Annotated in this window: 19 protein-coding genes and 1 pseudogene; 9 read left to right on the top strand and 11 right to left on the bottom strand. The window is 71.8% G+C overall.

Annotated features, from left to right (window positions below):
- The first annotated feature begins 10 nt into the window (after positions 1 to 10).
- Entirely contained in the window at positions 11 to 1,564 is a 1,554-nt protein-coding gene (locus ACFPQ9_RS44010; RefSeq protein WP_380866021.1) for an alpha/beta hydrolase, read from the top strand.
- An 89-nt stretch (positions 1,565 to 1,653) separates the two neighbouring features.
- Here ACFPQ9_RS44010 and ACFPQ9_RS44005 read toward each other — a convergent pair whose 3' ends face one another.
- From ACFPQ9_RS44005 to ACFPQ9_RS43995, 3 genes are read right to left on the bottom strand one after another with little or no spacing between them, the layout of a single operon-like run.
- Positions 1,654 to 2,310 carry a pyridoxine/pyridoxamine 5'-phosphate oxidase gene (locus ACFPQ9_RS44005; protein WP_380866019.1) on the bottom strand — a complete coding sequence of 219 codons (657 nt, stop codon included), beginning with the start codon at positions 2,308 to 2,310 and terminating at the stop codon, positions 1,654 to 1,656.
- 27 nt (positions 2,311 to 2,337) lie between these two features.
- Positions 2,338 to 2,763, bottom strand: a complete 426-nt coding sequence (locus tag ACFPQ9_RS44000) for a pyridoxamine 5'-phosphate oxidase family protein (RefSeq protein ID WP_380866018.1) — start codon at positions 2,761 to 2,763, stop codon at positions 2,338 to 2,340.
- Positions 2,764 to 2,795: 32 nt separating this feature from the next.
- Complete coding sequence (locus tag ACFPQ9_RS43995; protein ID WP_380866016.1) at positions 2,796 to 3,974, bottom strand: thiolase C-terminal domain-containing protein; 1,179 nt, start codon at positions 3,972 to 3,974, stop codon at positions 2,796 to 2,798.
- Positions 3,975 to 4,065: 91 nt separating this feature from the next.
- Between ACFPQ9_RS43995 and ACFPQ9_RS43990 the strand changes: the two genes are divergently transcribed.
- Together ACFPQ9_RS43990 and ACFPQ9_RS43985 are read left to right on the top strand one after the other, a co-directional pair.
- Positions 4,066 to 5,334, top strand: coding sequence for an acyl-CoA dehydrogenase family protein (locus ACFPQ9_RS43990; RefSeq protein ID WP_380866014.1), 1,269 nt, complete (start codon positions 4,066 to 4,068; stop codon positions 5,332 to 5,334).
- Positions 5,331 to 5,804, top strand: a complete 474-nt coding sequence (locus tag ACFPQ9_RS43985; protein WP_380866012.1) for a nitroreductase/quinone reductase family protein — start codon at positions 5,331 to 5,333, stop codon at positions 5,802 to 5,804. Before ACFPQ9_RS43990 ends, ACFPQ9_RS43985 begins: the two co-directional genes overlap by 4 nt.
- Before the next feature lie 27 nt (positions 5,805 to 5,831).
- Here ACFPQ9_RS43985 and ACFPQ9_RS43980 read toward each other — a convergent pair.
- A pseudogene (locus ACFPQ9_RS43980) lies at positions 5,832 to 6,453 on the bottom strand (LysE family translocator).
- A gap of 82 nt (positions 6,454 to 6,535) precedes the next feature.
- Here ACFPQ9_RS43980 and ACFPQ9_RS43975 point away from each other — a divergent pair.
- Entirely contained in the window at positions 6,536 to 6,988 is a 453-nt protein-coding gene (locus tag ACFPQ9_RS43975) for an Lrp/AsnC family transcriptional regulator (protein ID WP_380866010.1), read from the top strand.
- 93 nt (positions 6,989 to 7,081) lie between these two features.
- Here ACFPQ9_RS43975 and ACFPQ9_RS43970 read toward each other — a convergent pair whose 3' ends face one another.
- Positions 7,082 to 7,729, bottom strand: coding sequence for a TetR family transcriptional regulator (locus ACFPQ9_RS43970; RefSeq protein ID WP_380866008.1), 648 nt, complete (start codon positions 7,727 to 7,729; stop codon positions 7,082 to 7,084).
- A 122-nt stretch (positions 7,730 to 7,851) separates the two neighbouring features.
- Here ACFPQ9_RS43970 and kbpA point away from each other — a divergent pair, with 122 nt between their 5' ends.
- From kbpA to ACFPQ9_RS43955, 3 genes are all read left to right on the top strand, one after another.
- The gene (kbpA, locus tag ACFPQ9_RS43965; protein WP_380866006.1) at positions 7,852 to 8,589 is read left to right on the top strand and encodes an AfsK-binding protein KbpA; all 738 of its coding nucleotides are present in this window, start codon (positions 7,852 to 7,854) and stop codon (positions 8,587 to 8,589) included.
- 226 nt (positions 8,590 to 8,815) lie between these two features.
- Positions 8,816 to 11,170 carry a protein serine/threonine kinase AfsK gene (afsK, locus tag ACFPQ9_RS43960; protein WP_380866005.1) on the top strand — a complete coding sequence of 785 codons (2,355 nt, stop codon included), beginning with the start codon at positions 8,816 to 8,818 and terminating at the stop codon, positions 11,168 to 11,170.
- 180 nt (positions 11,171 to 11,350) lie between these two features.
- Entirely contained in the window at positions 11,351 to 11,857 is a 507-nt protein-coding gene (locus ACFPQ9_RS43955) for a hypothetical protein (protein ID WP_380866003.1), read from the top strand.
- Position 11,858: 1 nt separating this feature from the next.
- Here ACFPQ9_RS43955 and ACFPQ9_RS43950 read toward each other — a convergent pair whose 3' ends face one another.
- From ACFPQ9_RS43950 to ACFPQ9_RS43940, 3 genes are read right to left on the bottom strand one after another with little or no spacing between them, the layout of a single operon-like run.
- On the bottom strand, positions 11,859 to 12,629 hold the full coding sequence (locus ACFPQ9_RS43950; protein WP_380866001.1) for an enoyl-CoA hydratase/isomerase family protein: 771 nt from the start codon (positions 12,627 to 12,629) through the stop codon (positions 11,859 to 11,861).
- Positions 12,626 to 13,042: a Zn-ribbon domain-containing OB-fold protein gene (locus ACFPQ9_RS43945; RefSeq protein ID WP_380866000.1), complete on the bottom strand. Its 417-nt coding sequence runs from the start codon at positions 13,040 to 13,042 to the stop codon at positions 12,626 to 12,628. Before ACFPQ9_RS43945 ends, ACFPQ9_RS43950 begins: the two co-directional genes overlap by 4 nt.
- A 7-nt stretch (positions 13,043 to 13,049) precedes the next feature.
- On the bottom strand, positions 13,050 to 14,207 hold the full coding sequence (locus tag ACFPQ9_RS43940; RefSeq protein WP_380865998.1) for a lipid-transfer protein: 1,158 nt from the start codon (positions 14,205 to 14,207) through the stop codon (positions 13,050 to 13,052).
- A gap of 132 nt (positions 14,208 to 14,339) precedes the next feature.
- On the opposite strand from ACFPQ9_RS43940, the gene ACFPQ9_RS43935 reads away from it, so the two are divergent.
- Positions 14,340 to 15,905, top strand: coding sequence for a FadD3 family acyl-CoA ligase (locus tag ACFPQ9_RS43935; protein WP_380865996.1), 1,566 nt, complete (start codon positions 14,340 to 14,342; stop codon positions 15,903 to 15,905).
- 34 nt (positions 15,906 to 15,939) lie between these two features.
- On the opposite strand, the gene ACFPQ9_RS43930 is transcribed toward ACFPQ9_RS43935, so the two are convergent.
- The 3 genes from ACFPQ9_RS43930 to afsR form a co-directional block, all read right to left on the bottom strand.
- On the bottom strand, positions 15,940 to 17,298 hold the full coding sequence (locus ACFPQ9_RS43930) for an O-antigen ligase family protein (protein WP_380865994.1): 1,359 nt from the start codon (positions 17,296 to 17,298) through the stop codon (positions 15,940 to 15,942).
- A 182-nt stretch (positions 17,299 to 17,480) separates the two neighbouring features.
- Positions 17,481 to 17,663 (bottom strand): regulatory protein AfsS, encoded by a 183-nt coding sequence (gene afsS, locus ACFPQ9_RS43925; protein ID WP_380865992.1) that lies wholly within the window; start codon positions 17,661 to 17,663, stop codon positions 17,481 to 17,483.
- Between the two features lie 218 nt (positions 17,664 to 17,881).
- Positions 17,882 to 20,842, bottom strand: a complete 2,961-nt coding sequence (afsR, locus tag ACFPQ9_RS43920) for an SARP-family global regulator AfsR (protein ID WP_380865991.1) — start codon at positions 20,840 to 20,842, stop codon at positions 17,882 to 17,884.
- A gap of 187 nt (positions 20,843 to 21,029) precedes the next feature.
- Here afsR and ACFPQ9_RS43915 point away from each other — a divergent pair, with 187 nt between their 5' ends.
- On the top strand, positions 21,030 to 22,262 hold the full coding sequence (locus ACFPQ9_RS43915; protein ID WP_380865988.1) for an amidohydrolase family protein: 1,233 nt from the start codon (positions 21,030 to 21,032) through the stop codon (positions 22,260 to 22,262).
- Positions 22,263 to 22,287: the final 25 nt, after the last annotated feature.

Raw genomic sequence — 22,287 nt, 5'->3', positions numbered from 1 at the left:
GACCCCCCACGTGCGAAGCAGCCGAATAGCCACCGTCCTGGCGGCCAGCGTCGTCGCCACCCTCGTCCCCGTGCTCGCACCGGCCACGGCGTCCGCCGCGGCCGATCCCCTGGGCCAGTACCTGCGGCAGAACCCGTCCTGGCACCGCTGCGACAGAGAGATGCCGGCGAACTTCCAGTGCGCCACCATCAAGGTGCCGCTCGACTACCGCCGCCCCGACGGCAAAAAGCTCGATCTCGCGATCTCGCGGATCAAGACCAGCACCAGCGCCGAGCGTCGCGGGGTGCTGCTGCTCAACCCCGGCGGCCCCGGCGGTCCCGGCCTGGACATGCCGCTGATGATGGCGACCGAACTGCCGAAGAGCGTGAAGGCCAAGTACGACCTCATCGGCTTCGACCCGCGCGGCATCGGCACGTCCTCCCCCGTCGGCTGCGGTCTGACGGAGGACGACCAGCAGTGGGAACAGGGCTACACGGACAAGACGTTCGCCGAGGACGTGAAGCGGGCGCGCACCGTCGCCGAGAAGTGCGAGGCCAAGCAGGGCGACAAGCTGCGCCACATCACCAGCCGCAACACCGTCCGCGACATGGACGTCATCCGGGCCGTGCTCGGCGAGAAGAAGATCTCCTACCTGGGGTACTCGTACGGCACCTACCTCGGCGCCCTCTACACGCAGATGTTCCCCCGCCGCTCCGACCGGATCATCCTGGACAGCTCCGTCGACCCGGCCCGGGCCTGGCGCGGCATGATCCAGATCTGGGCGGAGGGCACCGAGCCCGCCTTCAAGCGGTGGACCGAGTGGACCGCCCGGCGCGACTCCACGTACAAGCTGGGCAAGACCCCCGAGGCGGTCCGCAAGACCTTCTACGACCTGGTCGCCCAGGCCGACAAGAAGCCGATCGACCTCGACGGCACGCTGCTCAACGGCGAGGCCATCCGCGCCGGCAGCCGGGCCACGTTCTTCAGCGTGCGCGAGGCCGCCGAGTCGATCGTCGAGCTGAAGAAGGCCGCGGAGGGTCGGCCTACGGCCGGGAAGCGGAAGGACAGCACGCCCAGCCCCGTACCGCCGTCGTTCGCCCGCGCCGTGCCCGACGACAACGGCAGCGCCGGCTTCTGGTCCGTCGTCTGCGCCGACACCCGCAACTGGCCCCGCGACCCGGAGCAGTACCGCGGCGACGCGATCCGCAACAAGGCCCAGTACCCGCTGTACGGCGACATCGGCTCCAACATCACGCCGTGCGCCTTCTGGAAGAAGGGCAGCGAGCCCGCCACGACCGTGAACAACAAGGTCGGCGCGCTGATCCTGCAGAACGAGTGGGACTCCCAGACCCCGCTGGCCAGCGGGCAGGGCATGCGCCGTGCCATGAAGGGCGCGAAGATGGTCACCGTCCTCGGAGGCGTCGGACACGGCATCTACGGCAGCAAGTCCTGTGCGGACAAGACGGCGACGACGTATTTGACGACCGGGAAGCTGCCGGTGCGGGATGTTACGTGCAAGGCCGCTCCGGCGGCGCGGGAGAGGGCCGTTAATCCGTTGCCGTTGCCCACACCTGCGGTGCGATAGGTCGTCGGTCGGGCGCGGGTTCGTCGTGGCTGGTCGCGCCCACGCGGCGGTAGCCGCAAATCGACAACAGCCCCGCGCCCCTGGGTGGGTCAGGGCCAGCGGAGTTCTTTTGTCCACCCCATTTCCGTACGGCGGTACAAGAGCCGTACGTGGCGGCGGGCCGCGTCTCCCTGGAAGAACTCGACCTCTTCCGGGCGTAGGCGGTACAGCGTCCACGACGGGACCGGGGCATCCGGTTCGCGTTGGGCCCGTTCCCAGGCCGCCTGTGACTCGCGGGCCAACTCCTCCAGGGAGCCCAGGACTTCGCTCTGGCGGCCGGTCAGTGCCGCCGCCAGGGCGCCGGTCGAGCGGGCGTGCAGGTCGGCCTGGGAATCGGTGGACGGAGCCGTCGTCACGGGGCCGCGCAGCCGGACCTGGCGGCCCTGGGCGGGCCAGTAGAAGCCGAGGGCCGCGTACGGGCGGGCCGTGAGCTGGCGGCCCTTGGTGCTGCCCGCGTGCGTCGCGAAGGACCAGCCGGACGTGTCGGCTCCGTGCAGCATCACGGTCCGTACGTCCGGCAGGCCCTCCGCGTCCGCCGTCGCCAGCGACATCGTGTGCGGCTCCACCTGCCCGGCCGCGACCGCCTCCGCGAACCAGGTCGTGAAGAGGGCGAGGGGGTCGGCGGGGGTGGCGGCCGGGTCGAAGGAGGGCAGGTCGATGTCCCAGACGCGCAGCGACCTCAGCAAGTCATGAAGATCCGTTCCCATACCCCGATTGTCACGTGCGGCGCCGGCTCACACCTGACCGAGGTCGGACGACACCCACCGCTCGGGCCGCACCTGGAGGACGACCTGCTCGCCGTGGTTCTTCCAGGCGAAGTCGACATAGCCGTCGACCTTGTCGGCCGGGAGATAGCGGGCGGAGAGCTCCCGGAGCCGTTCCAGGGTGGCGGCGGTGGTGCTGACGACCGGGCCCTCCACCGACACGTACCGGATCGTCGGTTCGAGCCGGTCGACCATCAGGGTCAGCCGGCCCGCCGCCTGGATCAGCTGGTTCTTGCGGGAGTCTAGGCCGGTCATGATCCACAGGTCGCCGCCGGGTTCGTACTGGTACCAGATCGGCACGGTCAGCGGTGCGCGTCCCGCGCCCGCGTCGACGGACAGCGCGGCGATGTGGGGTTCGGCCAGGAACTCTTCACGCTCTTCGCGGGTCAGTGCCATGCCGGTTCCTCCCGGTCGGGTCGACGTACGTCTCAATCCCTCCCCAGTACCAACGTCCCCGACGAGCAGAACCATCCCCCCGTGGCCGAGGCCACCCCCAGACGGGGCAGCTCACCGGGCCCTCCCGGCCCCCACACCTGACGATCCGCGCCCTCCCCGCGCAGCTGCCGTACCGCCTCCACCAGCAGAAACAGCCCCCGCATCCCGGGATGCTGGGCGGAGAGGCCGCCCCCGTCCGTGTTCACCGGCAGCTCACCGCCCCGCACCAGCAGCCGCCCCTTCTCCACGAACGCCCCGCCCTCGCCCTTCGCGCAGAAGCCGAGGTCCTCCAGCGTCACCAGCGTCATATAGGTGAAGGCGTCGTAGATCTCCGCGAAGTCGATCTCGCCGGGCCGCACCCCCGCCCGCTCGAAGGCGAGCCGTCCGCTGACCGCCGCCGGGCCGGTCGTGAAGTCGGGCCACTCGGACATCGCGGAGTGCGAGACGTGCTCCCCGGACCCGAGGACCCACACGGGTGCCGTACGGCAGTCCCGTACGAGTTCCTCGGCGACCAGCAGCACCGCCGCGCCGCCGTCGGAGCGGATGCAGCAGTGCAGCTTGGTGAAGGGATCCGCGATCATCGGACCCGACAGGACGTCGTCCACGGTGATCGGGTCGCGGAACATGGCTTCGGGGTTCAGGGCGGCGTTCGCCCGCGTCTGCACGGCCACCTGCGCCAACTGCTCGATCGTCGTGCCGTGTTCGACCATGTGGCGACGGGCGGCCATGGCGTACTTGGCGATGAGGGTGTGGCCGTAGGGGACCTCGAACTGCAGGGGCCCCCGGGAGCCGAAGGACAGGTTCCCGGTCCGCCGGCCCGCCTTGATGTCGGCGCGGGCCGTCGAGCCGTAGACCAACAGCACCGCCTTGGCGTGGCCCGCCGCTATCGCGTCCGCCGCGTGCGCGGCCATGACCTCCCAGGTGGCGCCGCCGACGGAGGTGGAGTCGACCCAGGTCGGACGCAGGCCCAGATACTCGGCCACCTCGACGGGGGCGAGCGTGCCGAGGCCGGCGGACGCGAAGCCGTCCACCACCTCGCGGCCGAGCCCCGCGTCGGCCAGTGCCCGGCGGGCCGCCTGGGCGTGCAGGGCGTACGGCGTCGCGTCGTCCACCCGGCCGCAGTCGGACAGGGCCACTCCGACGACGGCGACTTTCCGGCTCCCGGAAGTCATGCGAGGCCTCCCAACCTCTGTGCATCTCGCTACGGCCCTCCTAATATGACGCCCCGTCAGATCTGAGGGGAAGAGCCGGAGGGAAGAGCCCATGGACGCCAGCTTCACCCCCGAGCAGGACGAGATCCGCCGCACCCTGCGCGAGCTGCTGAACAGCCGCTGCGGACCCCGGGAGCTGCGCGCGGCCCTCGACACCCCCGCCGGACACGACCCCGCCCTGTGGACCGCCCTCGCCGGACAGCTCGGCCTGCCCGGGCTCGCCCTGCCCGAGGCGTACGGCGGTGTCGGCTGCTCGGCGACCGAACTCGCCCTGGCCTGCGAGGAGACGGGCCGCGCGCTGGCCCCCTCTCCACTGCTGGCCACGACCGTCCTCGCGGCCCCGCTGATCGCCGCGCTCGGCACCGAAGCCCAGCGCGCCGAACTGCTGCCCCGCCTCGCCACCGGCACCCTCACCGCCGCCCTCGCCGTCCCCGGCCCCGCCCTCGCCACCGCCCTCGCCCTCACCGGCGGCAACGGCGGCACCTGGGCCGGCGGCGGGCGCGCCGGGGGCGTGCAGGCGCGGCGGACGGAGGACGGCTGGCGGCTGTACGGGCAGGTCGACCAGGTACTGGATGGCCACAGCGCCGGACTGCTGGTGGTCGCCGCGCACGCCGGGGGGTTCGCGCGGTCCCGGACGCTGCTGTTCCTGGTACCGGGGGAGGCGGCAGGCGTCGTACGCACACGCCAGACAGCACTGGATGCCACCCGTCCCCAAGCGCGCCTACAACTGCGCGACGTGGACGCCGAGTTGCTGGGCGAAGAGAACGCGGACGCCCTGACAGCGCTGGCGGGCGCAGGGGACCTGGCCGCCGCCGTACTCGCCTGCGAGGCCGTCGGCGCCGCCGACCGCGCACTGGAGCGAACGGTGGAGTACGTGGGCGGCCGAGAGCAGTTCGGCCGCCCGATCGGCTCCTTCCAGGCGGTGAAACACAGGTTGGCGGACATCTACGTGGAGGTGGAGGCAGCGCGTTCGGCGGCGTATTACGCGGCGTGGTCAACAACGACGCCCCGAGGGGCAACGCCCCAAAGGGGCGCGGGGAACTGCGCGACCAGCCACAACGAACCCGCAGCCGCGAAACAACACATCACGCCACCCCCCGCGGTGCGCCTCGCCCTCGCACAGGCCCTACAAGCCCTCCGCACCGCCGCCGCCGAGGCCGTCCAACTGCACGGCGGCATAGGTTTCACCTGGGAACACGAGGCGCACCTGTACTTCAAGCGAGCCGCAGGCGACGAACTCCTCTTCGGCCCCGTCCACCGGCTCCGCGCCCACGCGGCCGACACGGCCCGGCTCTTCGACACCCAGGAGGTGGCGGTGTGATCGGCGTCCGTCTCGTTCAGAAGGTCTCCTCCACGCGCGGCTTCGCCAAGGTCGCCCCCCATGTCATCCCCGCCCTCGACCGCGCCGTGCACCGCCTCACCCGCGGCAAGGTCCTGCTCAGCGCCCAGATGCTCCCCGGCGTGATCCTCACCTCCACCGGCGCCCGCAGCGGAGCGTCCCGCCGCACGCCGCTGGCCTGTATGCCCGAGGAGGACGGCCGCTCCTGGATCCTGGTCGGCTCCAACTTCGGCCGCCCCGGCCACCCCTCCTGGACCCACAACCTCCTCGCCCACCCCGACGCCGAGGTCAGCTGGAAGGGCCACGACATCCCCGTCACGGCCCGGCTGCTGGAGGGGGAGGAGCGGGCGTCGGTGTGGAAGACGGCACTGGCGTTCTGGCCGCCGTACGCGACGTATCAGGCACGGGTGGAGCGGGAGATCCGGCTGTTCAGGATCGTCCGCAAGCCATAACCGATCCCTGCCGCAGCCGACCGCAGGTCACAGCGTCGCCAGCCGCTGGACCAGCAGAAACGCGCCGATTCCGAGCATCGCGGCGCCCGAGGTGCGGGCGACCGCGCGGGCCGCTGTCGGGCGGGCGCCGAGGACCGCTCGGGCGGTGAGGCCGACCGTGAGGTAGACGGCGGCGCAGCAGACCATGTGGAGCAGGCCGAGGACGGCGGTCTGGGCGGGGACCGGCAGGTGGTCGCCCTTCGTCAGCAGGAACTGCGGCAGCACCGACAGGTAGAGCAGCAGGCCCTTGGGGTTGAGGCCGCTGATCGTGGCGCCACGCAGGAAGGCGCGGGCCGGGCTCGCGGCCACCGCCTCCTCGGCCTCGCCCGGCGTGCCCGGACGGCGCAGCACGCCCCACCCCAGCCACCAGGTACGCGGCGCCGGCGGCGGTCAGCGCGGTGAGCAGACTCGGCTCGCTCGCCACCAGCACCGCGAGGCCCGCCACCGCGAGGACGGTGTGCAGCGCGTACCCCGTGACCAGGCCCGCCACCGCCGTCAGCGGAGTGCGGTCGCGCAGCCCGGCGGATATCGCGTACGCCCAGTCGGCGCCCGGCACGCAGACGAGCAGCAGGTCGATGGCGAGGAAGGAGAGGAGCAGTCCGGAGTCCATGGTGGGGACATTAGGCGGGAATGGCCCGAAAGTGTTGTCGAAGTTTGCCCGTGATCAGGGGTTGTGGGGGAAGATCTGCCTCATGGATGACGTGGACAGACAGATTCTTGCCGAGCTTCAGCAGGATGGGCGGCTGACCGTGACCGAGCTGGCCGCGCGGGTGCGGCTGAGCGTCTCGCCGTGTCACCGGCGGCTGCGGGAGCTGGAGCGGGCCGGCGCCATCAGCGGATACCGGGCCGTGGTGGAGCCGGCCGCCGTGGGGCTGAACTTCGAGGCGCTGGTCTTCGTCTCCATGCGGCAGGAGGACCGGGACACGGTCGCCGAGTTCGAGAGTGCGCTGGCCGGCATCCCGCACGTGGTGGAGGCGCAGCGGCTGTTCGGGGAGCCGGACTATCTGCTGCGGGTGGTCGCGGCGGACCTCGCCGCCTATCAGCGGCTGTACGACGAGCGGCTGGCCACGCTGCCGGGGGTGCAGCGGCTGACCTCGACGCTGGTGATGAAGCACGTGGTGAACGACCGGCCGCTGCCGGCCTGAGGTGACATGCCGTGAACGGGCAGCAGGCGGTGGCCCACGTGTGTGGACCACCGCCCGCCAGACAGGACTTGATGACTCAAGAGAGAAGCGGCGCTACTTCGTCGGCTTCCTGCCGGTCACACCCAGGTGCACCAACAGCGCCAGATTCGGCTTGAGTTCGGCCTGCTTCACACCCCAGGTCTGGAACCCCTTCTGGTGCGAGGCCACCGCAGCGAGCATGGCGACGAGCGAACCCGCGACGGCCGCCGGGTTGACGTCCTTGTCGACCTTGCCCTTGGCCTGAAGCTGAGTGACCGCCTCCGCGAGGGAGTTGTTGACGGAGTTCAGGATCTTCATACGGATCTTGTAGAAGCGTTTGTCGCCCTCGGACGCCCCGAGATCGACGACCCTGAGGATCGCGTCGTTGCGGCGCCAGAACTCCAGGAAGCCGTCGACGAGTTCCTGAGCCGTCTGCCAGCCGGCCTTGCCGACCCAGCTGCGGTCCTCGACCAGTTCGGTCAAGGAGGCGCCCTCGGCGGCCATTTGCTCGGCGATCTCCAGGACGGCGCCCTCGACGTCCGGGAAGTACTGATAGAAGGTCGCGGGCGAAGTGCCCGCTTTCCGGGCCACATCGATGACTTTGACGTCCCGGTACGGGGAAGAGCTGAGCATCTCGCTGAGGCAGTCGAGCAGCTTCTGCCGGGTCGCCTGCCCACGCCGGCCGGCCACACGGCCGTCGACGGTACGCACTTGTCCTGTCATGTCGTCAGCTTACCGAGGGGTGATCGGAGCGCGATTCGGCCGAGTGCAAATGGGGTGCACGAGGGGCTCGGGGCTGGTGTGCCTGGTCTGCGGGGTGAGGGGGAGGCCGCTACTTTTGCCGCATGGCCGAAAACAGGGCATCCGGTAACGGAACGGGATACACGGAGGGCATTCCGTGCTGGGTCGACGCACAACTCGCGGACGTGCCGGCGGGCAGGCGCTTCTACGGTGAGCTCTTCGGGTGGAACTTCGAGGAGGCGTACGACTCCACCGTATGGGCCCTCCTGGACGGTGATCGCGTCGCCGCGCTCTCCCGCAAGACGGACGGGCGGATGCCGACCGTGTGGACGGTGTACTTCGCCACCCCGGACGCGGCGGGGCTGACCGGGCGGATCCGTGACGCCGGGGGACAGGTGGTCACCTCGCCGACGCCGGTCGGGGCGGATCTGGGGAGCGCCGCGCTGGTCACCGACCCCGAGGGTGCGGTCTTCGGCCTGTGGCAGGCGGACGGGCACACCGGATTCGGGCGCCGGCACGAGATCGGCACCTTCGCCTGGGCCGAGCTGTACGCCCGGGACACCGAGGTCGCCAACACCTTCTACGGCGGGCTCTTCCACGACGCCCTGTTCGGGCCGGACGCCGAGCCGGACTTCGGGCGGGCGGCCGTCGAGGAAGTGTTTCCGGCGATGATGCCGCCTCATTTCGTGGTCCACTTCCGGGTGGCGGACTGTGCTGGGATCCTCGGCACGGTGAACAGGCTCGGCGGGCGGGTGCAGGTGCCGCCCTTCGAAACGTCGTACGGGACGGTGGCCGTGGTCACCGACGACCAGGGGGCCTCGTTCGCGGTCCTGGAACGCTGACCGCACGCCCGCATCCGGCGTCCCACTATGCGAACCGGCGCTGTCCGTGGACGCCGGAGTGTGGTTTTGTCCCAAGACACCCCGTTCCGCCCTCGGGTTCGCAACCACGCCCTCGGACAGGAAGAATCGGGGTGCGTGCCGCCAAGGCGGTGCGGTGGTGAGACGCTGCACGGGGTCGCGTACATATGTGGGTGGACGGGGCCCGTACGGGGAGGTGGCAGGCAGAGTGGTGGATCAGCTGACGCAGCACGATCCGCGCAGGATCGGGCCGTTCGAGGTGCTCGGACGGCTGGGTGCCGGCGGCATGGGGCTGGTCTATCTCGCGCGCTCGGCTTCGGGCCGGCGGGTGGCGATCAAGACGGTCCGTACGGAGCTCGCCGAGGACCAGCTGTTCCGCGTCCGCTTCACGCGTGAGGTGGAGGCGGCGCGGGCGGTCTCCGGTTTCTACACGGCCGCGGTCGTCGACGCGGACCCGCGCGCCGCCGTGCCGTGGCTGGCCACCGCGTACGTACCCGCGCCCTCGCTCGAAGAGATAGTGAACGAGTGCGGGCCGCTGCCGGCCCAGGCGGTGCGCTGGCTGGCGGCGGGCGTGGCGGAGGCCCTCCAGTCGATCCACGGCGCCGGGCTCGTGCACCGCGACCTGAAGCCGTCCAATGTGCTCGTGGTCGAGGACGGTCCCCGCGTCATCGACTTCGGTATCGCATCCGGTGTGTCGAACACGCGTTTGACGATGACCAACGTCGCCGTCGGCACACCCGCCTATATGTCGCCGGAGCAGGCGAAGGACTCCCGCAGCGTGACCGGTGCGAGCGATGTCTTCTCGCTGGGCTCGATGCTGGTGTTCGCCGCCACCGGACACCCCCCGTTCCACGGCGCCAACCCGGTCGAGACGGTCTTCATGCTGCTGCGCGAGGGCCCGGACCTCGAAGGTCTCCCGGACGAGCTGCGTCCGCTGATCGAGTCCTGTATGCAGATGGAGGCCACGGCCCGCCCCAACCCGGCCGACCTCCAGTCCCAGCTCGCACCCCACCTCTTCGGCTCCGGCTCCGACGACAGCGGTACGGCGTCCGCGTGGCTGCCCGAGCGTGCGGTGGGTTTGATCGAGTCGCGCAGAGGCGGCCGCCCGGCGGCCAAGCCCTCGCCCGCCTCCGGCCGCAGCGGTGGCCGTGTCGCCCCCGCGCCGCTGCCGCCCCCGCCCTCGCACGACCCCGTGGTCCCGGGCCCGCAGCCCGTCCCGGTCGGCGCCCCCGACACCGGCCCGGTCCGCCTGGCGGGCGCCGCGGTGCCCATCGGCCCCGGCCCGCGCGTGGCAGACGCCCGCGCCGCCGCCATGAAGGCGCCCCCTCCGGAGGCAGGGCTGGTCGCCTCCTGGTCCAAGCCCCGGCCCGGCGTCAACGGCACCGACCCGGCCGTCGGCCCCGCCGTGCCGCCCGCACCGCCGGAGAACGCGGCCGGCTGGCGGCCCTGGCGTTTTCGTATGTCGAACGACGTCTGGGGCACCCCGGCCGTCGACGGCGACCTCGTCTACGTCACCTCCTTCGAGGTGCACGCCCTGGACGTGGCCACCGGCCGCCGCCGTTTCAAGACCCGTGACGTCGCCTGGTCCATGGCGGTCGCCGACGGCCGTATCCACGCCTCCGACGGGCCGACCCTGTTCGCCCTGGAGTGCCGCGAGGGCGCGGACCTGTGGCGGCTGCAGACGGACGCCTGGGTGTACTCCCTGAAGGCCGAGCGCGGCACCGTCGTCACCGGCACCCGCGGCGGCGGCGTCCAGGCCTGGGAGGCGTCCAACGGCCAGAAGCTCTGGGAGCTGACCGGCGCGCAGACCGACTTCGAGTCCCCGGAGGCCGGGCCGGCGCTGTACGACGGCACGGTGTACGTGTGGCAGGACGCCCGGCTGCGTGCCCTGGACGCCCGCACCGGCGACGAGCGCTGGTCGTACCCGATCGGCGACGCCGCCTCCTGCGGCGGGGTGCCGGTGCGGGTGGCGCAGGCCCACGACGGCCATGTGTACGTCTCCGCCGGCACGCGCGTGCTCGCGCTCGACGTGATGAGCGGGCATGTGCGCTGGCACTTCGAGGCTCCCGCGGTCTTCCTGTGTCCGCCGGCTTTCGTGCCGGGCCCGGCGGTGACCGGCGGCGGTGTGTACCTCGCCGACTACCTCGGCACGGTCTACGCCCTGGACGCCACCGACGGCCGCGACCGCTGGCGCATCGCCACCGAGTCCCGGTCCTCGATCGAACCGGTGCTGGTGGCCGGGGGCCATGTGCACGTCGGCAGCGGCAAGGGCCTGTACACGCTGGACGCGGTCACCGGGACGCCGAAGTGGCGCTTCCAGGCGGGCGGCGACCTCGTGGGCGCCCCGTCGGTGGCCGAGGGCAGGATCCACTTCGGCTCCACCGACCATCTGCTGTACACCCTGAAGGCCGACGACGGCCGGCTGAGATGGAAGCTCGCCACGGGGGGTGAGATCACCGGCTCGCCCGTGGTGAAGGACGGGGTGGTGTACGCGTGCAGCAAGGACCGCTGCGTGTACGCGCTGGACGCGGAGAAGGGCACGGGCACCGCGCGAACCGCCTAGGCGGAGCTGTGTGACGGCCGTCGTGCCGGTGCACGGAAGGGACCCGGACGGCGGCCGTCCCAGGGGAGCGGTCATCTTCACCGCTCTTACACGAGACGTTACGCCGGGTGAGCGCTTGCCGCCATGCGACCGCTGCTAGCGTGACGTGCTCACGATCACGACACCGGGGGATGAAACACCGTGAAGCTTCGCCATGTCCGCGCTCTGGCCGTGTTCACCGTGGTACTGGTCGCCCTGACCGGAGCCCGGCGCTCGCACGGCGGCGGGTGCGACGACAGCAACTCCAGCAGCTCGTCGAGCAGTTCGGGCGGCAGCACGCATCACTACGACGACGATGACGACTACGACACCGGGTCGTCGTCGGGCGGCGGCTCGTCCGCGACCGCGTCCGCGGAGCCCACGAGCGATGTGAAGATCACCAGCTGTGTGTACGACCCGAGCCGGGGCATCGTCGCCCGCGTCGAGGCCGCCAACACCGACACCCTCACCACCTACACCTACGAGTTCGACGTGGTCTTCAAGGATCCCGACGGCGCTCCCGTGCGCACCAGTTCGTCCGCCATCCCGTACGTCGCGGCCGACACCACGGAGACCCTGGACGTGGCCGCCGCCTACGTCGCCGACTCGGGCGCGAACACCGCCGGTGTCACCTGCGCCTTGGACGACGTGACGCGCGAGGCGCGGTAGTTCAGCGCAGGCGGTGGTCGCGGCGCCGGGTCCGGAACAGTTCCGTCTGCCGCTCACCCGGCAGGTTCCCGAGGGCGATCAGATGCGGTGCCTGTGCGAACGCCTGGGTGAGGGCGGCCTCCCTGGCCGCCCACAGCGCCCGCACGGTGCCCTGCACCCCCTGCGCCGGATACCCGGCGAGGACGGCCGCGCAGTCGACGGCGGCGGCCAACGCGCCGCCGGGTGCGGTGACTTCCGAGACCAGCCCGATCTCGTGGGCCCGCCGCGCCGACAGCCGCTCCGCGCTGCCCATGAGCGCCATCCGCGCGGCCTCTCCGTACGGCATGCGCAGCGCCATGAGCATCGACTCGTAGGCGCTGACCATGCCGTAGGTGGTGTGCGGGTCGAAGAAGGTGGCGGTCGGGTCGGCGATCAGGAAGTCCGCCTCGCCGAGCAGATAGAAGGCGCCTCCGCAGGCCATGCCGGTCACGGCGGCGACGACCGGCTTCCACAGGTCGTTGGACTTCGGCCCGACCCGCAGCAGCGGATCGTCGGTCATGTAGGGCGAGTTGGGCTGGGGAACGACGGCGTCTCGGTCGAGGCCGGTGCAGAAGGCCCGCTCCCCGGCACCGGTGAGGATGACGGCCCTTACGGTGTCGTCGAACCGCAATTGACGCCACGCCTCGACGAGTTCGTCCCGCGTGGCCAGGTCGATGGCGTTGAGCCGGTCGGGCCGGTCGAGGGTGACGACGGCGACACCCGAGTCCTTGTCGGTCGTGACGTCGAGGCTCATGGCCGCTCCAGGACCCACTGCGGCAGCCCGGCGCCGTCGAAGACGGCCTGCACCTTGGCGCCGATCCGGATCCGGTCCGGGGCGAAGGAGTCGAGGGCCGCGCCGGGGCCGGTGACCAGGTTGCCGACCAGGCGGATGCGGGGGGCGTCGGCGAGTTCGACGACGACGACGTTGTACGGCGCCTGCGCGGCGTAGTCGGGCAGCAGGGGCGGGTGGGGGACGACGTAGGACCAGATCCGGCCGTGCCCGCTCATCAGGCGCCACTCGCTCGCGAAGGACTGGCAGTGCGGGCAGCACGGGCGGGGCGGGAAGCGGGGTTCGCCGCAGTCGGCGCAGGACTGCACACGCAGCTCGCCCCGGGCGGCGTACTGCCAGAAGGGGGCGCCGTCGGGGTCGGTGACGGGGGAGAGCATCCTTCGATCAACTCCTCAGGAGCAGCGCGGAGGTGGGGACGCCTTCGCCGGCGGTGACGAGACAGGTCGCGGCGCCGGGGACCTGGGCGGTGCTGGTGCCGCGGAGCTGTTTGACGCCCTCGTTGATGAGGTTGAAGCCATGGACATAGGCCTCGCTGAGCCCGCCGCCCCCGGTGTTCATCGGCAGCCGCCCGCCGATCTCCAGGGCGCCGCCCTCGGTGAACGCCCCGCCCTCGCCCCGCCCGCAGAAGCCGTATCCCTCCAGCGAGAGCGGTATGAGCGCGGTGAACGCGTCGTAGATCTGGGCGACGTCCACATCCTGTGGAGTGAGGTCGGCGTGCTTCCACAGATGGCGGGCGGCGGTCCAGGCGGGGCCGGTGAGCGGGTCGTCGTTCCAGTAGTTGACCATGCCGTGGTGCTGGGCGGGCAGGCCCTGGGCGGCGGAGTGGACGTAGACGGGGGTGTGCCGGCAGTCGCGGGCGCGCTCGCGGCTGACGACCACGCACGCCAGCGCACCGTCCGTCTCCAGGCAGTTGTCGAAGAGGCAGAGCGGTTCGCTGATCCAGCGCGAGGTCATGTACATCTCGCGGGTCAGGGGCCGCTCGTACATGATCGCGTCCGGGTTCTGGTTGGCCCGGTTGCGGCAGGCGAGGGCGACGTTGAACAGATGGTCGCGGGTCGCGCCGTACTCGTGCATATAGCGGCGGGCGAGCATCGCGATCTCGTCGACGGGCCGAAGCAGGCCGTAGGGCCTGGTCCACTGGGCCGGGGTGGGGAGCTGGGCGGTGGTGTTCCGCCAGGGCCGTGGACCGCTGCCCCGCTTGCGGGACCGCCAGGCGACGCCGACCGACGCCTGCCCGGTGGCGATGGCGCCGGCCAGATGCGCGACGGTGGCGCACGAACCGCCGCCGCCGTAGCCGACCTTGCTGAAGTAGGTGAGGTCGCCGAAGCCGACGGCCTTCGCCAGCTCGACCTCGTCGGTCTCCTCCATGGTGTAGGAGGCGAGGGCGTCGACCTCGCCGGGGGCGATGCCGGCGTCGTCGAGGGCGGCGAGGACGGCACGGCAGGCGAGGGTTCTCTCGTCGTCGGGAAGGTTCTTGGCGAAGGGTGTCTGCCCGATGCCGACGATCGCGGTGGCGTCCTTGAGGCCGATGCCTGAGGTCATGCTGCGCGCACCTCCGCATGCTGAAGCGGCTGCTGACAGGGCGTCAGGCTACAGCTAATCTGACGGGTAGTCAGCAAAGGGGTGTCCCCGGCTCGAACGTAGTTGAGAGGTGGGGAAGGGTTGGAGGCCGTGGTGCGCGGTGACTTGGAGTGGGGCAGCATTCCGGAACTCGTGCGGTCCGCCGCCGAACGGTACGCGGACGTCGAGGCGGTGGTGGAGGGTCGCAGCCGGATCTCGTACGCCGAACTGGGCGCCCGCGTCGAGCGCTCGGCCGCGGCCTGTGTCGCGAACGGCATCGAGCCGGGCGACCGGGTCGCCATCTGGGCGCCGAACACGCTGGACTGGATCACGGCCGCGCTGGGCGCGGTGTCCGCCGGGGCGGTGCTGGTGCCGCTGAACACCCGCTTCAAGGGCGGGGAGGCGGCCGATGTGCTGCGCCGGAGCCGGGCCCGGCTGCTGTTCGTGACGGGCACGTTCCTGGGCACGTCGTATGTGGCGTCGCTGCGGCGGGCGGTCGCGGAGGGGCCGGGGCTGCCGGATCTGGAGCAGGTGGTGGTGCTGTCGGACGACGCCCCCGCGGACTTCCGTACCTGGAAGGACTTCCTGGCGAGCGGCGACGGGGTCGGTGAGGCCGAGGTGCGGGCGCGTGCGGAGGCCGTCGAGGGCTCCTGGGCCTCGGACATCGTCTTCACGTCCGGTACGACGGGCCGCCCGAAGGGCGCGGTGATCACCCACGCGCAGACGCTGCGGGCGTACGACGTGTGGAGCGACCTGGCGGGCCTGAGGCAGGGCGACCGCTACCTCATCGTGAACCCCTTCTTCCACACCTTCGGCTACAAGGCCGGGGTGATCGCCTGTCTGATGCGGGGCGCGACGATGATCCCTCAGCCGGTCTTCAACGTCGGCACGGCACTGGCCAACATCGCGGCGGAACGGGTCTCGGTGCTGCCGGGCCCGCCGACCCTGCACCAGTCGCTGCTGGACCACCCGGCCCGCGACGCGCACGACCTGTCCGCGCTGCGGCTGGTGGTGACCGGCGCGGCGGTGGTGCCGTTGCGGCTGGTGGAACGCCTGCGCGGCGAACTCGGGGTGGAGACGGTCCTGACGGCGTACGGCCTTTCCGAGGCCAGCGGCATCGTGACGATGTGCCGGCGCGGCGACGACCCGACGGTCATCGCGTCGACGTCGGGCCGCGCGATACCGGGCACGGAGGTCCGCGTCGAGGCACCGACCGGCGAACCCGGCGAGGTGCTGGTGCGCGGCTTCAACGTCATGCGGGGCTACTACGAGGACGCGGCGGCCACGGCCGAGGTGCTGACGGAGGACGGCTGGCTGCGCACCGGGGACGTGGGCGTCCTGGACGACACCGGCAATCTGCGCATCACCGACCGCATCAAGGACATGTTCATCGTCGGCGGCTTCAACGCGTACCCGGCGGAGATCGAACAGATGCTGGGCCTGCACCCCGATGTCGCGGACGTCGCGGTGATCGGCGTGCCGGACGCGCGGCTGGGGGAGGCGGGGAAGGCGTTCGTCGTACGGCGTCCGGGGGCCGTGCTGACCGGGGACGACCTGATCGCCTGGGCACGGCGGGAGATGGCGAACTACAAGGTGCCGCGGCTGGTGGAGTTCGTGGGCGAACTGCCGCGGAACGCCGGCGGGAAGGTGGTCAAGGGGGAACTGCGGGGGCGGAGTTGAGGAGCCGGGCTGTCCTCCTCGCTCAGCAGGTCGCTCAGCCGGTGGCACCGACGCGCTGCGGGCCGTGGCGGGGGCGCTTGATCTGCGCCGGGACCACGGCCGGGACGGTGCCCGCGCGGTTGCGCCAGGTGGCCGGGGCCTCTGCCATGACCACCGCGAGGACGTACCAGAGCAGGGCGTCGATGCGGTCCAGATTGGCCGGGTGGTCCATCATGCTCATCAGGAAGAAGCCGGTCAGGGCCGCCAGGCCGACCGTGCCGAGCACCGACTTCGCGCGGGCGGCACGGGCCGCGCAGGACACCGCGACCACGGCGACGGCGGTGACGGCGAGAAGCCCGAGCGGGCCCGCCTCCACCAGCCAGTTGAGCCACAGGTTGTGGGCGTGGACGAAGGTCCGCCCGCCGGGAGCGGTGGCGGATATGGCGACGCCGGAGCGGCCCAGTCCCACGCCGAGCGGGTTGTCGGCGGCCGGCCCGAGCGCCGCCCCCCACGCCTGGCCCCGCACCCCCAGCGAGTTGCCGGCCCGGGACACGGCCCAGATGACGCCGGCCGCGCCCAGCAGGGCGAGGGTGCCGAGGACGGCGAACAGCCGGCGTTGCGCGCGGTCGGCGATCCTGGGCGCCAGCCAGTAGGCGCCGCCCAGGACGAGGAGACCGGCGGCGCCGGCGACGTACCCGGCGCGCGAGAACGTGGTCAGCAGGGCGCCGTATCCGATGACCACGAGCACGACGATCGCCGTACGGGCCGTGCGCTCGTCCACGCACACGGTGGCGAGCAGGGCGAACGGCAGCAGCAGCACGAGAAAAGCGGCCAGCAGGTTCGGGTTGGAGAAGGTGCCGGTGGCGCGGATGAGGGCGCCGTCGCCGCCCGCGTCGCAGGCGATGTCGGTGAGCAGTCCGGTGCGGCAGAAGCCGGTCGGTGTCTCGTTGGTCACCTGGGAGAAGGCGCTGGTCGCGGCGGCCGCGACACCGGTCAGGGCGAGCAGGCCGATCGCCCGCCACGACTCGGGCTGGGTGCGGCGCACGGCGACGACCAGGTAGTAGCCGGCGATGACGGTGAGCAGGCCGCGCAGGGGAGCGGTGGCGTGTCCGCCGCGGACCGTCGTCGCGGCCGACACGGCGACCAGCAGCCCGATGGGCGGATCCAGCCGGGTCCGGAAGTCCCGCAGCCGAGCCCGCGGCCTGCCCCGTACGGGCACGACCAGGGCGACGATGCCAAGCAGCAGCGCGAGCCGCGTCGGCGTGACGATCCCGATGAGCGGGTCGTCGGGGAAGAAGTCCGTGGCGGAGTCGAGCAGCACGACGGCCACCGCGCCCAGCGGGACGAACTGAACGAACTTCACGAGCGCCGACGGCTGTCCGGCGCCCGCCGCCGCGCTCTGCTCGGATGCCATGACACCCGAGCGTGGCGGCCGGGTGCGACGGCCGGGTGTCGGGAGGGGGAACGACGCGCAGAGGGTGTGGGGACACGCCATTGCGCGGGCCTGACGGCGCCGCGCGCGGCAGTCTCCGGACACACGTCGGCCGCGGTGGCTCCCCCTCCGAGCCACCGCGGCCGATCCCCGTGCGATGAGGCCTACTTGTTGTCCAGGTCCAGAGCGGGCGGGGCCGGCATCTGGTTGTCCATGGTGACGATCTGCTCGTCCTTGGGCGGGACGGGCATCTGGTTGTCCTTCGCGGCGACGACGGTCCCGTCCGCGGGCGGGACCGGCATCTGGTTGTCCGTCGGCTTGACGGGCTTGGCCTTCTGCTCGCTCATCGACTCGTACTCCTCTGCAACGCTGAAAGCTGAGTGACAAACACCCGCCCGGTAACTCCCCCGAGGGTTGCCGGACGGGTGTTCGGAGCCGCACATTAGCGTGACCGGCTCCGTTGCAGACCGTCTGCCCCCCGACGCGACGGTCCGACGGGTACGAGACTGCCGGGCGGAGATAAACGAACGCTGAACGCCCGCATGCCGAGCGCCGGGTGGGCCGTTCAGGTCGTGGTGGCGGGCCTGAGCAGCACGCGTACCTCGTCGGCCTCGGGGACGCTGTTCTCCTCGAAGAGTTTCAGCGCCTCGCGCCAGCAGGCCCTGGCCCGGTCCACCTGACCGAGGGTCGACAGCGCACGCCCCAGCAGGGTGAGGACATTGCCGCGCATCCGGTCACCACCGATGCACCCGATGGCAAGGGCCTGTTCGGCGTGGAGCGCCGCCTGTGCCGGGCGGCGGGCGGCGATGTGCGCCTCGGCGACCCTGAAGTGAGTGGTCCCTTCCCAGAGCCGCTGCCGGTGGTCCGCGAAGATGGTCAGGGCCTCGCCGAACTGGTCGAGCGCGTCCGCGTGCCGGTCGGCTTTGGTCAGCGCCATGCCGAGGGCGTAATGGCCGTTGGCGAGCCGCATGGTCCTGCCCAGCGCGGCCAGCAGGGTGAGCCCGTGCTGGGCGATGTCGACCGCCTTGGTGACGTTGCCCATGGCCAGATGGGCCCGCGAGAGGTTGAACAGCGTGGTGGCCGCGCCCGATTGATTGCCCGCCGCGGTCCAGCCCTCGATGGCCTGGTCGAAGAACACCTTTCCGTCTGCGTACCGGTGCTGGTGCAGCGAGATGAGTCCCCGGTCATTGGCCGCCCAGCTGCCCGCGGCGACATCCTGGGCGGTGGCCGCCCGGTCCATGGCGAGTCGTGCCTCGTCCGCCGCCTGCTGGATTCGGCCGGAAACCAGCAGGACGTTGGTGAGCGTCGTTCGCGCACGGCCCTCCGCGCGGGTGTCCCCCGCGGCCTTCGTGGCTTCGCACACCGCGACGGCGGTGGCCTCGTACTGCCGTGCGTTGGCGCCCGACTCGGCCAGGTCCTTCGCCGCCCACAACAGGTCGACCCCGCGCCGGAGCCGCTTCGTGGCCACGGACTGCCGTACGCAGGCGAGTAGGGACTCGCCCTCGGTGTAGAGCCAGTCCAGGGCGGCTGCGCCCTCCTCGAAGCGCAGGCCCTCGCGTTCCGTCGCCTCCAGATGATCCACCAGGCGGTCCCCGGGCCGTTCGATCGCGTAGATCGCAGCCGCTGTGGACAGGTAGAAGTCCAGCAGTCTGGACAACGCCCCGTCCCGCTCACTCGGTGGCTGTTCGTCCCGTTCCGCACAAGCACGCGCGTAGAGCCGCACCAGGTCGTGGTACCGGTACCGGCCGGGGGCCGCCGACTCCAGGAGGGAGGTGTCGACGAGGGACTCCAGGAGGTCCTCGGTGTCCTCCGGCGGGAGGTCCAGCACCGCGGCCGCCGCGGCCAGCGAGATGTCCGGGCCGTCGGCCAGGCCCAGCAGCCGGAACGCGCGGGCCTGGGCGGGGTCCAGGGCGCCGTAGCCCAGCTCGAAGGTGGCCTTCACCGCGAGGTCGCCGGCCTGGAGTTCGTCGAGGCGGCGCCGTTCGTCCGCCAGCTTCGCCGCCAGCACCGACACCGTCCACGTGCGCCGGGCCGCAAGACGGGACGCCGCGATGCGGATCGCCAGCGGCAGGAAGCCGCACGCGGCGACCACGTCCAGCGCGGCCTCCCGCTCGGACGCCACCCGTTCCTCGCCCACGATCTTCGTGAACAGGGACAGCGCCTCGTCGGGGGACATCACGTCCAGGTCCACGAGATGGGCGCCCGCGAGGTCGACCATGCGGACCCGGGACGTCACCAGTGCCGCGCAGCCCTCCATGCCGGGCAGCAGCGGCCGTACCTGCGCCGCGTCCTTGGCGTTGTCGAGCAGGACCAGCACCCGCCGGCCGTCCAGCACCGAGCGGTACAGCGCCGCCCGCTCCTCCAGGGAGTCCGGGATCGCCGAGTCGGCGGTGCCGAGGGCCCGCAGGAAGGAGCCCAGCACCGTCTCCGGCTCCGCCGCGCGCGGGCCCGCGCCCTGCAGGTCGACGTAGAGCTGCCCGTCGGGGAAGGCCGCTCGCGCCCGGTGCGCCACATGTACCGCGAGCGTCGTCTTGCCCACGCCGCCGATGCCCGCCAGCGCCGACACCGCCATCACCCGGCCCTCGGCCGAGGCGAGGACGTCGCCGAGCTCCGAGACGAAGGAGGCGCGGCCGGTGAAGTCCGGAACCGTGGCGGGCAGTTGAGCCGGGCGGACCGGGGCCGCCGCCGGTTCGGCAGCAGGGGCCGACGGCTCCGCGAGGGCCGGGTCGGCCTGGAGGATGCGCTGCTGGAGTTCCTTGAGGCCGGGGCGCGGGTCGACGCCGAGCTCGTCCGCCAGCAGCCGGCGCGTGTCCGCGTACACGGCCAGCGCCTCCGCCTGCCGGCCGCTGCGGTACAGCGCCAGCATCAGCAGCTCCCGCAGCCGCTCGCGCAGCGGGTGCTCAGCCGTAAGCGCCGTCAGCTCCGAGACCGCCTCCGCGTGGCAGCCCTGCTCCAGGTCCATGTCGAGGCGGGATTCCAGGAGTTGCAGGCGCCATTCCTCCAGGCGGACCCGCTGGGCCTCCGCGTACGGCCCCGGAACCCCGGCCAGAACCTCGCCGTCCCACAGCGCCAGTGCCCGCGCGAGCTGCTCCCGCGCCTGGCACAGATCCCCGGCGCCGCGGGCCTTCTCCGCCTCCGCCGCCAGCTCCTGCGCCACCCCGAGGTCCAGCGCGCCCTCGGTCAGGCCGCGCACCGCGTAGCCGCCGGACTCGCTCACCAGGACCCCGGCATCGAGGATCTTGCGCAGCCGGGAGGCGTAGGTGCGCAGCGCCGCCAGCGCCTGCGAGGGCGGCTCCTCGCCCCACAGGGCGTCGATCAGCTCCGCCGCGGTCGCCGTACGGCCCTCGCGCAGCAGCAGGGCGGCGAGCAGGGCGCGTTGCTGGGGGGAGCCGGTGGCCAGCTGTTCCTCGCCGCGCCACGCGCGCACCGGACCGAGCACACCGAAGCGCAGCGCGGCCGCCGGCTCCGCCGCATCGTTCGCGGAACCGGGACGCCTCTGCTCCGGCACTCGCGGGTCCCCGTCCATCGCCGTCCCCCTAGGGCCTGTTTACAACTCCGTCAGTTTGCCTTGTTCATGGCAGATGCGTCAGCCGTGGAGGGGGTGATCACAGCCAGGCGCGCGGGATATCACAAGGTCCTCACGCGCTCTTCGCAAGGCGATGGCCCCACCGACATAGCTGACTGACCGTCAGATCGGCGCTACCGTGGGCGCCATGGACACCGAGACGACGTTTCCCCTGATCATCTCCGTCGACGACCACACGGTGGAACCGCCCACGGTGTGGCAGGACCGGCTCCCGAAGAAGTACCAGGACATCGGACCGCGCATAGTCCGCGCGCCGCTGAAGGAAATGACCTTCCTGGGCGGGCGGTTCAAACCCGTCATGGGCCGGCCCGGCGACGACGGTCCGATCGGCGACTGGTGGGTGTACGAGGACCTCCAGCGGCCCCTGACCCGCCTCGACACCGCCGTGGGCTACAGCAGGGACGAGATCAAACTGGAGGTCATCACCTACGAGCAGATGCGGCGGGGATCGTACGACGTGCCCGCCCGGCTCGCCGACATGGACGTCAACCACGTCCAGTCGGCGCTCTGCTTCCCGACCTTCCCGCGCTTTTGCGGGCAGACCTTCACCGAGGCGCAGGACCACGAGCTGGGTCTGCTGGGCGTGCGGGCGTACAACGACTGGATGGTGGAGGAGTGGTGCGGGCCCGATGCGCGCGGGCGGCTGATCCCGCTCACCCTCATCCCCCTGTGGGACGCCGAGCTGGCCGCCGCCGAGGTCCGGCGCAACGCGGCCCGCGGCGTGCGGGCCGTCGCCTTCTCCGAGATACCCCCGCACCTCGGGCTGCCCTCCGTGCACACCGACGCCTGGGACCCCTTCCTCGCCGCCTGCGACGAGACCGGCACGGTCGTCGCCATGCACATCGGCTCCAGCAGCCGGATGCCCTCCACCTCCGCCGACGCGCCGCCCGCCGTCGGCTCGACCATCACCTTCGCCAACTGCTGCTTCTCGATGGTCGACTGGCTGATGAGCGGAAAGTTCGAGCGCTTCCCGAACCTGAAGGTCATGTACGCCGAGGGCCAGATCGGCTGGATCCCGTACATCCTGGAGCGCGCCGACGTCGTCTGGGAGGAGAACCGGGGCTGGGGCGGGGTCGCCGACAAGGTGCACCGGCCGCCGTCGGAGCTGTTCGCCGACCATGTCTACGGCTGCTTCTTCGACGACGCCTTCGGGCTGCGCAACCTCGACTCCATCGGCGTCGGCAACGTGCTCTACGAGACCGATTACCCCCACTCCGACTCCACCTGGCCGGAGTCCCGCCAGGTCGGCGAGGCGCAGATGGGGCACCTGGACGCCGACGTGGTCGACCGGATCGTACGGCGCAACGCGATCGAGCTGCTGGGGCTGACGGACGACGGGCTCTGGCCGGGCGGCGCATGAGGGAGCCGCGGCCCCTCGGCGGGGG

The organism is Streptomyces coerulescens (assembly GCF_042657965.1).
GTDB classification, from domain to species: Bacteria; Actinomycetota; Actinomycetes; order Streptomycetales; family Streptomycetaceae; genus Streptomyces; species Streptomyces coerulescens.
This window is presented reverse-complemented; position numbering and strand designations above follow the sequence as displayed.

Coding starts and splice junctions, on each gene's coding strand:
- ACFPQ9_RS43930 (WP_380865994.1), bottom strand. CDS start 17,298: ATGGCATCCGAGCAGAGCGCGGCGGCGGGCGCCGGACAGCCGTCGGCG.
- ACFPQ9_RS43945 (WP_380866000.1), bottom strand. CDS start 13,042: ATGCTCTCCCCCGTCACCGACCCCGACGGCGCCCCCTTCTGGCAGTAC.
- ACFPQ9_RS43950 (WP_380866001.1), bottom strand. CDS start 12,629: ATGAGCCTCGACGTCACGACCGACAAGGACTCGGGTGTCGCCGTCGTC.
- afsS (WP_380865992.1), bottom strand. CDS start 17,663: ATGAGCGAGCAGAAGGCCAAGCCCGTCAAGCCGACGGACAACCAGATG.
- ACFPQ9_RS43970 (WP_380866008.1), bottom strand. CDS start 7,729: ATGACAGGACAAGTGCGTACCGTCGACGGCCGTGTGGCCGGCCGGCGT.
- ACFPQ9_RS43975 (WP_380866010.1), top strand. CDS start 6,536: ATGGATGACGTGGACAGACAGATTCTTGCCGAGCTTCAGCAGGATGGG.
- kbpA (WP_380866006.1), top strand. CDS start 7,852: ATGGCCGAAAACAGGGCATCCGGTAACGGAACGGGATACACGGAGGGC.
- ACFPQ9_RS43990 (WP_380866014.1), top strand. CDS start 4,066: ATGGACGCCAGCTTCACCCCCGAGCAGGACGAGATCCGCCGCACCCTG.
- ACFPQ9_RS44005 (WP_380866019.1), bottom strand. CDS start 2,310: ATGGGAACGGATCTTCATGACTTGCTGAGGTCGCTGCGCGTCTGGGAC.
- ACFPQ9_RS43915 (WP_380865988.1), top strand. CDS start 21,030: ATGGACACCGAGACGACGTTTCCCCTGATCATCTCCGTCGACGACCAC.
- afsR (WP_380865991.1), bottom strand. CDS start 20,842: ATGGACGGGGACCCGCGAGTGCCGGAGCAGAGGCGTCCCGGTTCCGCG.
- ACFPQ9_RS44000 (WP_380866018.1), bottom strand. CDS start 2,763: ATGGCACTGACCCGCGAAGAGCGTGAAGAGTTCCTGGCCGAACCCCAC.
- ACFPQ9_RS43995 (WP_380866016.1), bottom strand. CDS start 3,974: ATGACTTCCGGGAGCCGGAAAGTCGCCGTCGTCGGAGTGGCCCTGTCC.
- ACFPQ9_RS43940 (WP_380865998.1), bottom strand. CDS start 14,207: ATGACCTCAGGCATCGGCCTCAAGGACGCCACCGCGATCGTCGGCATC.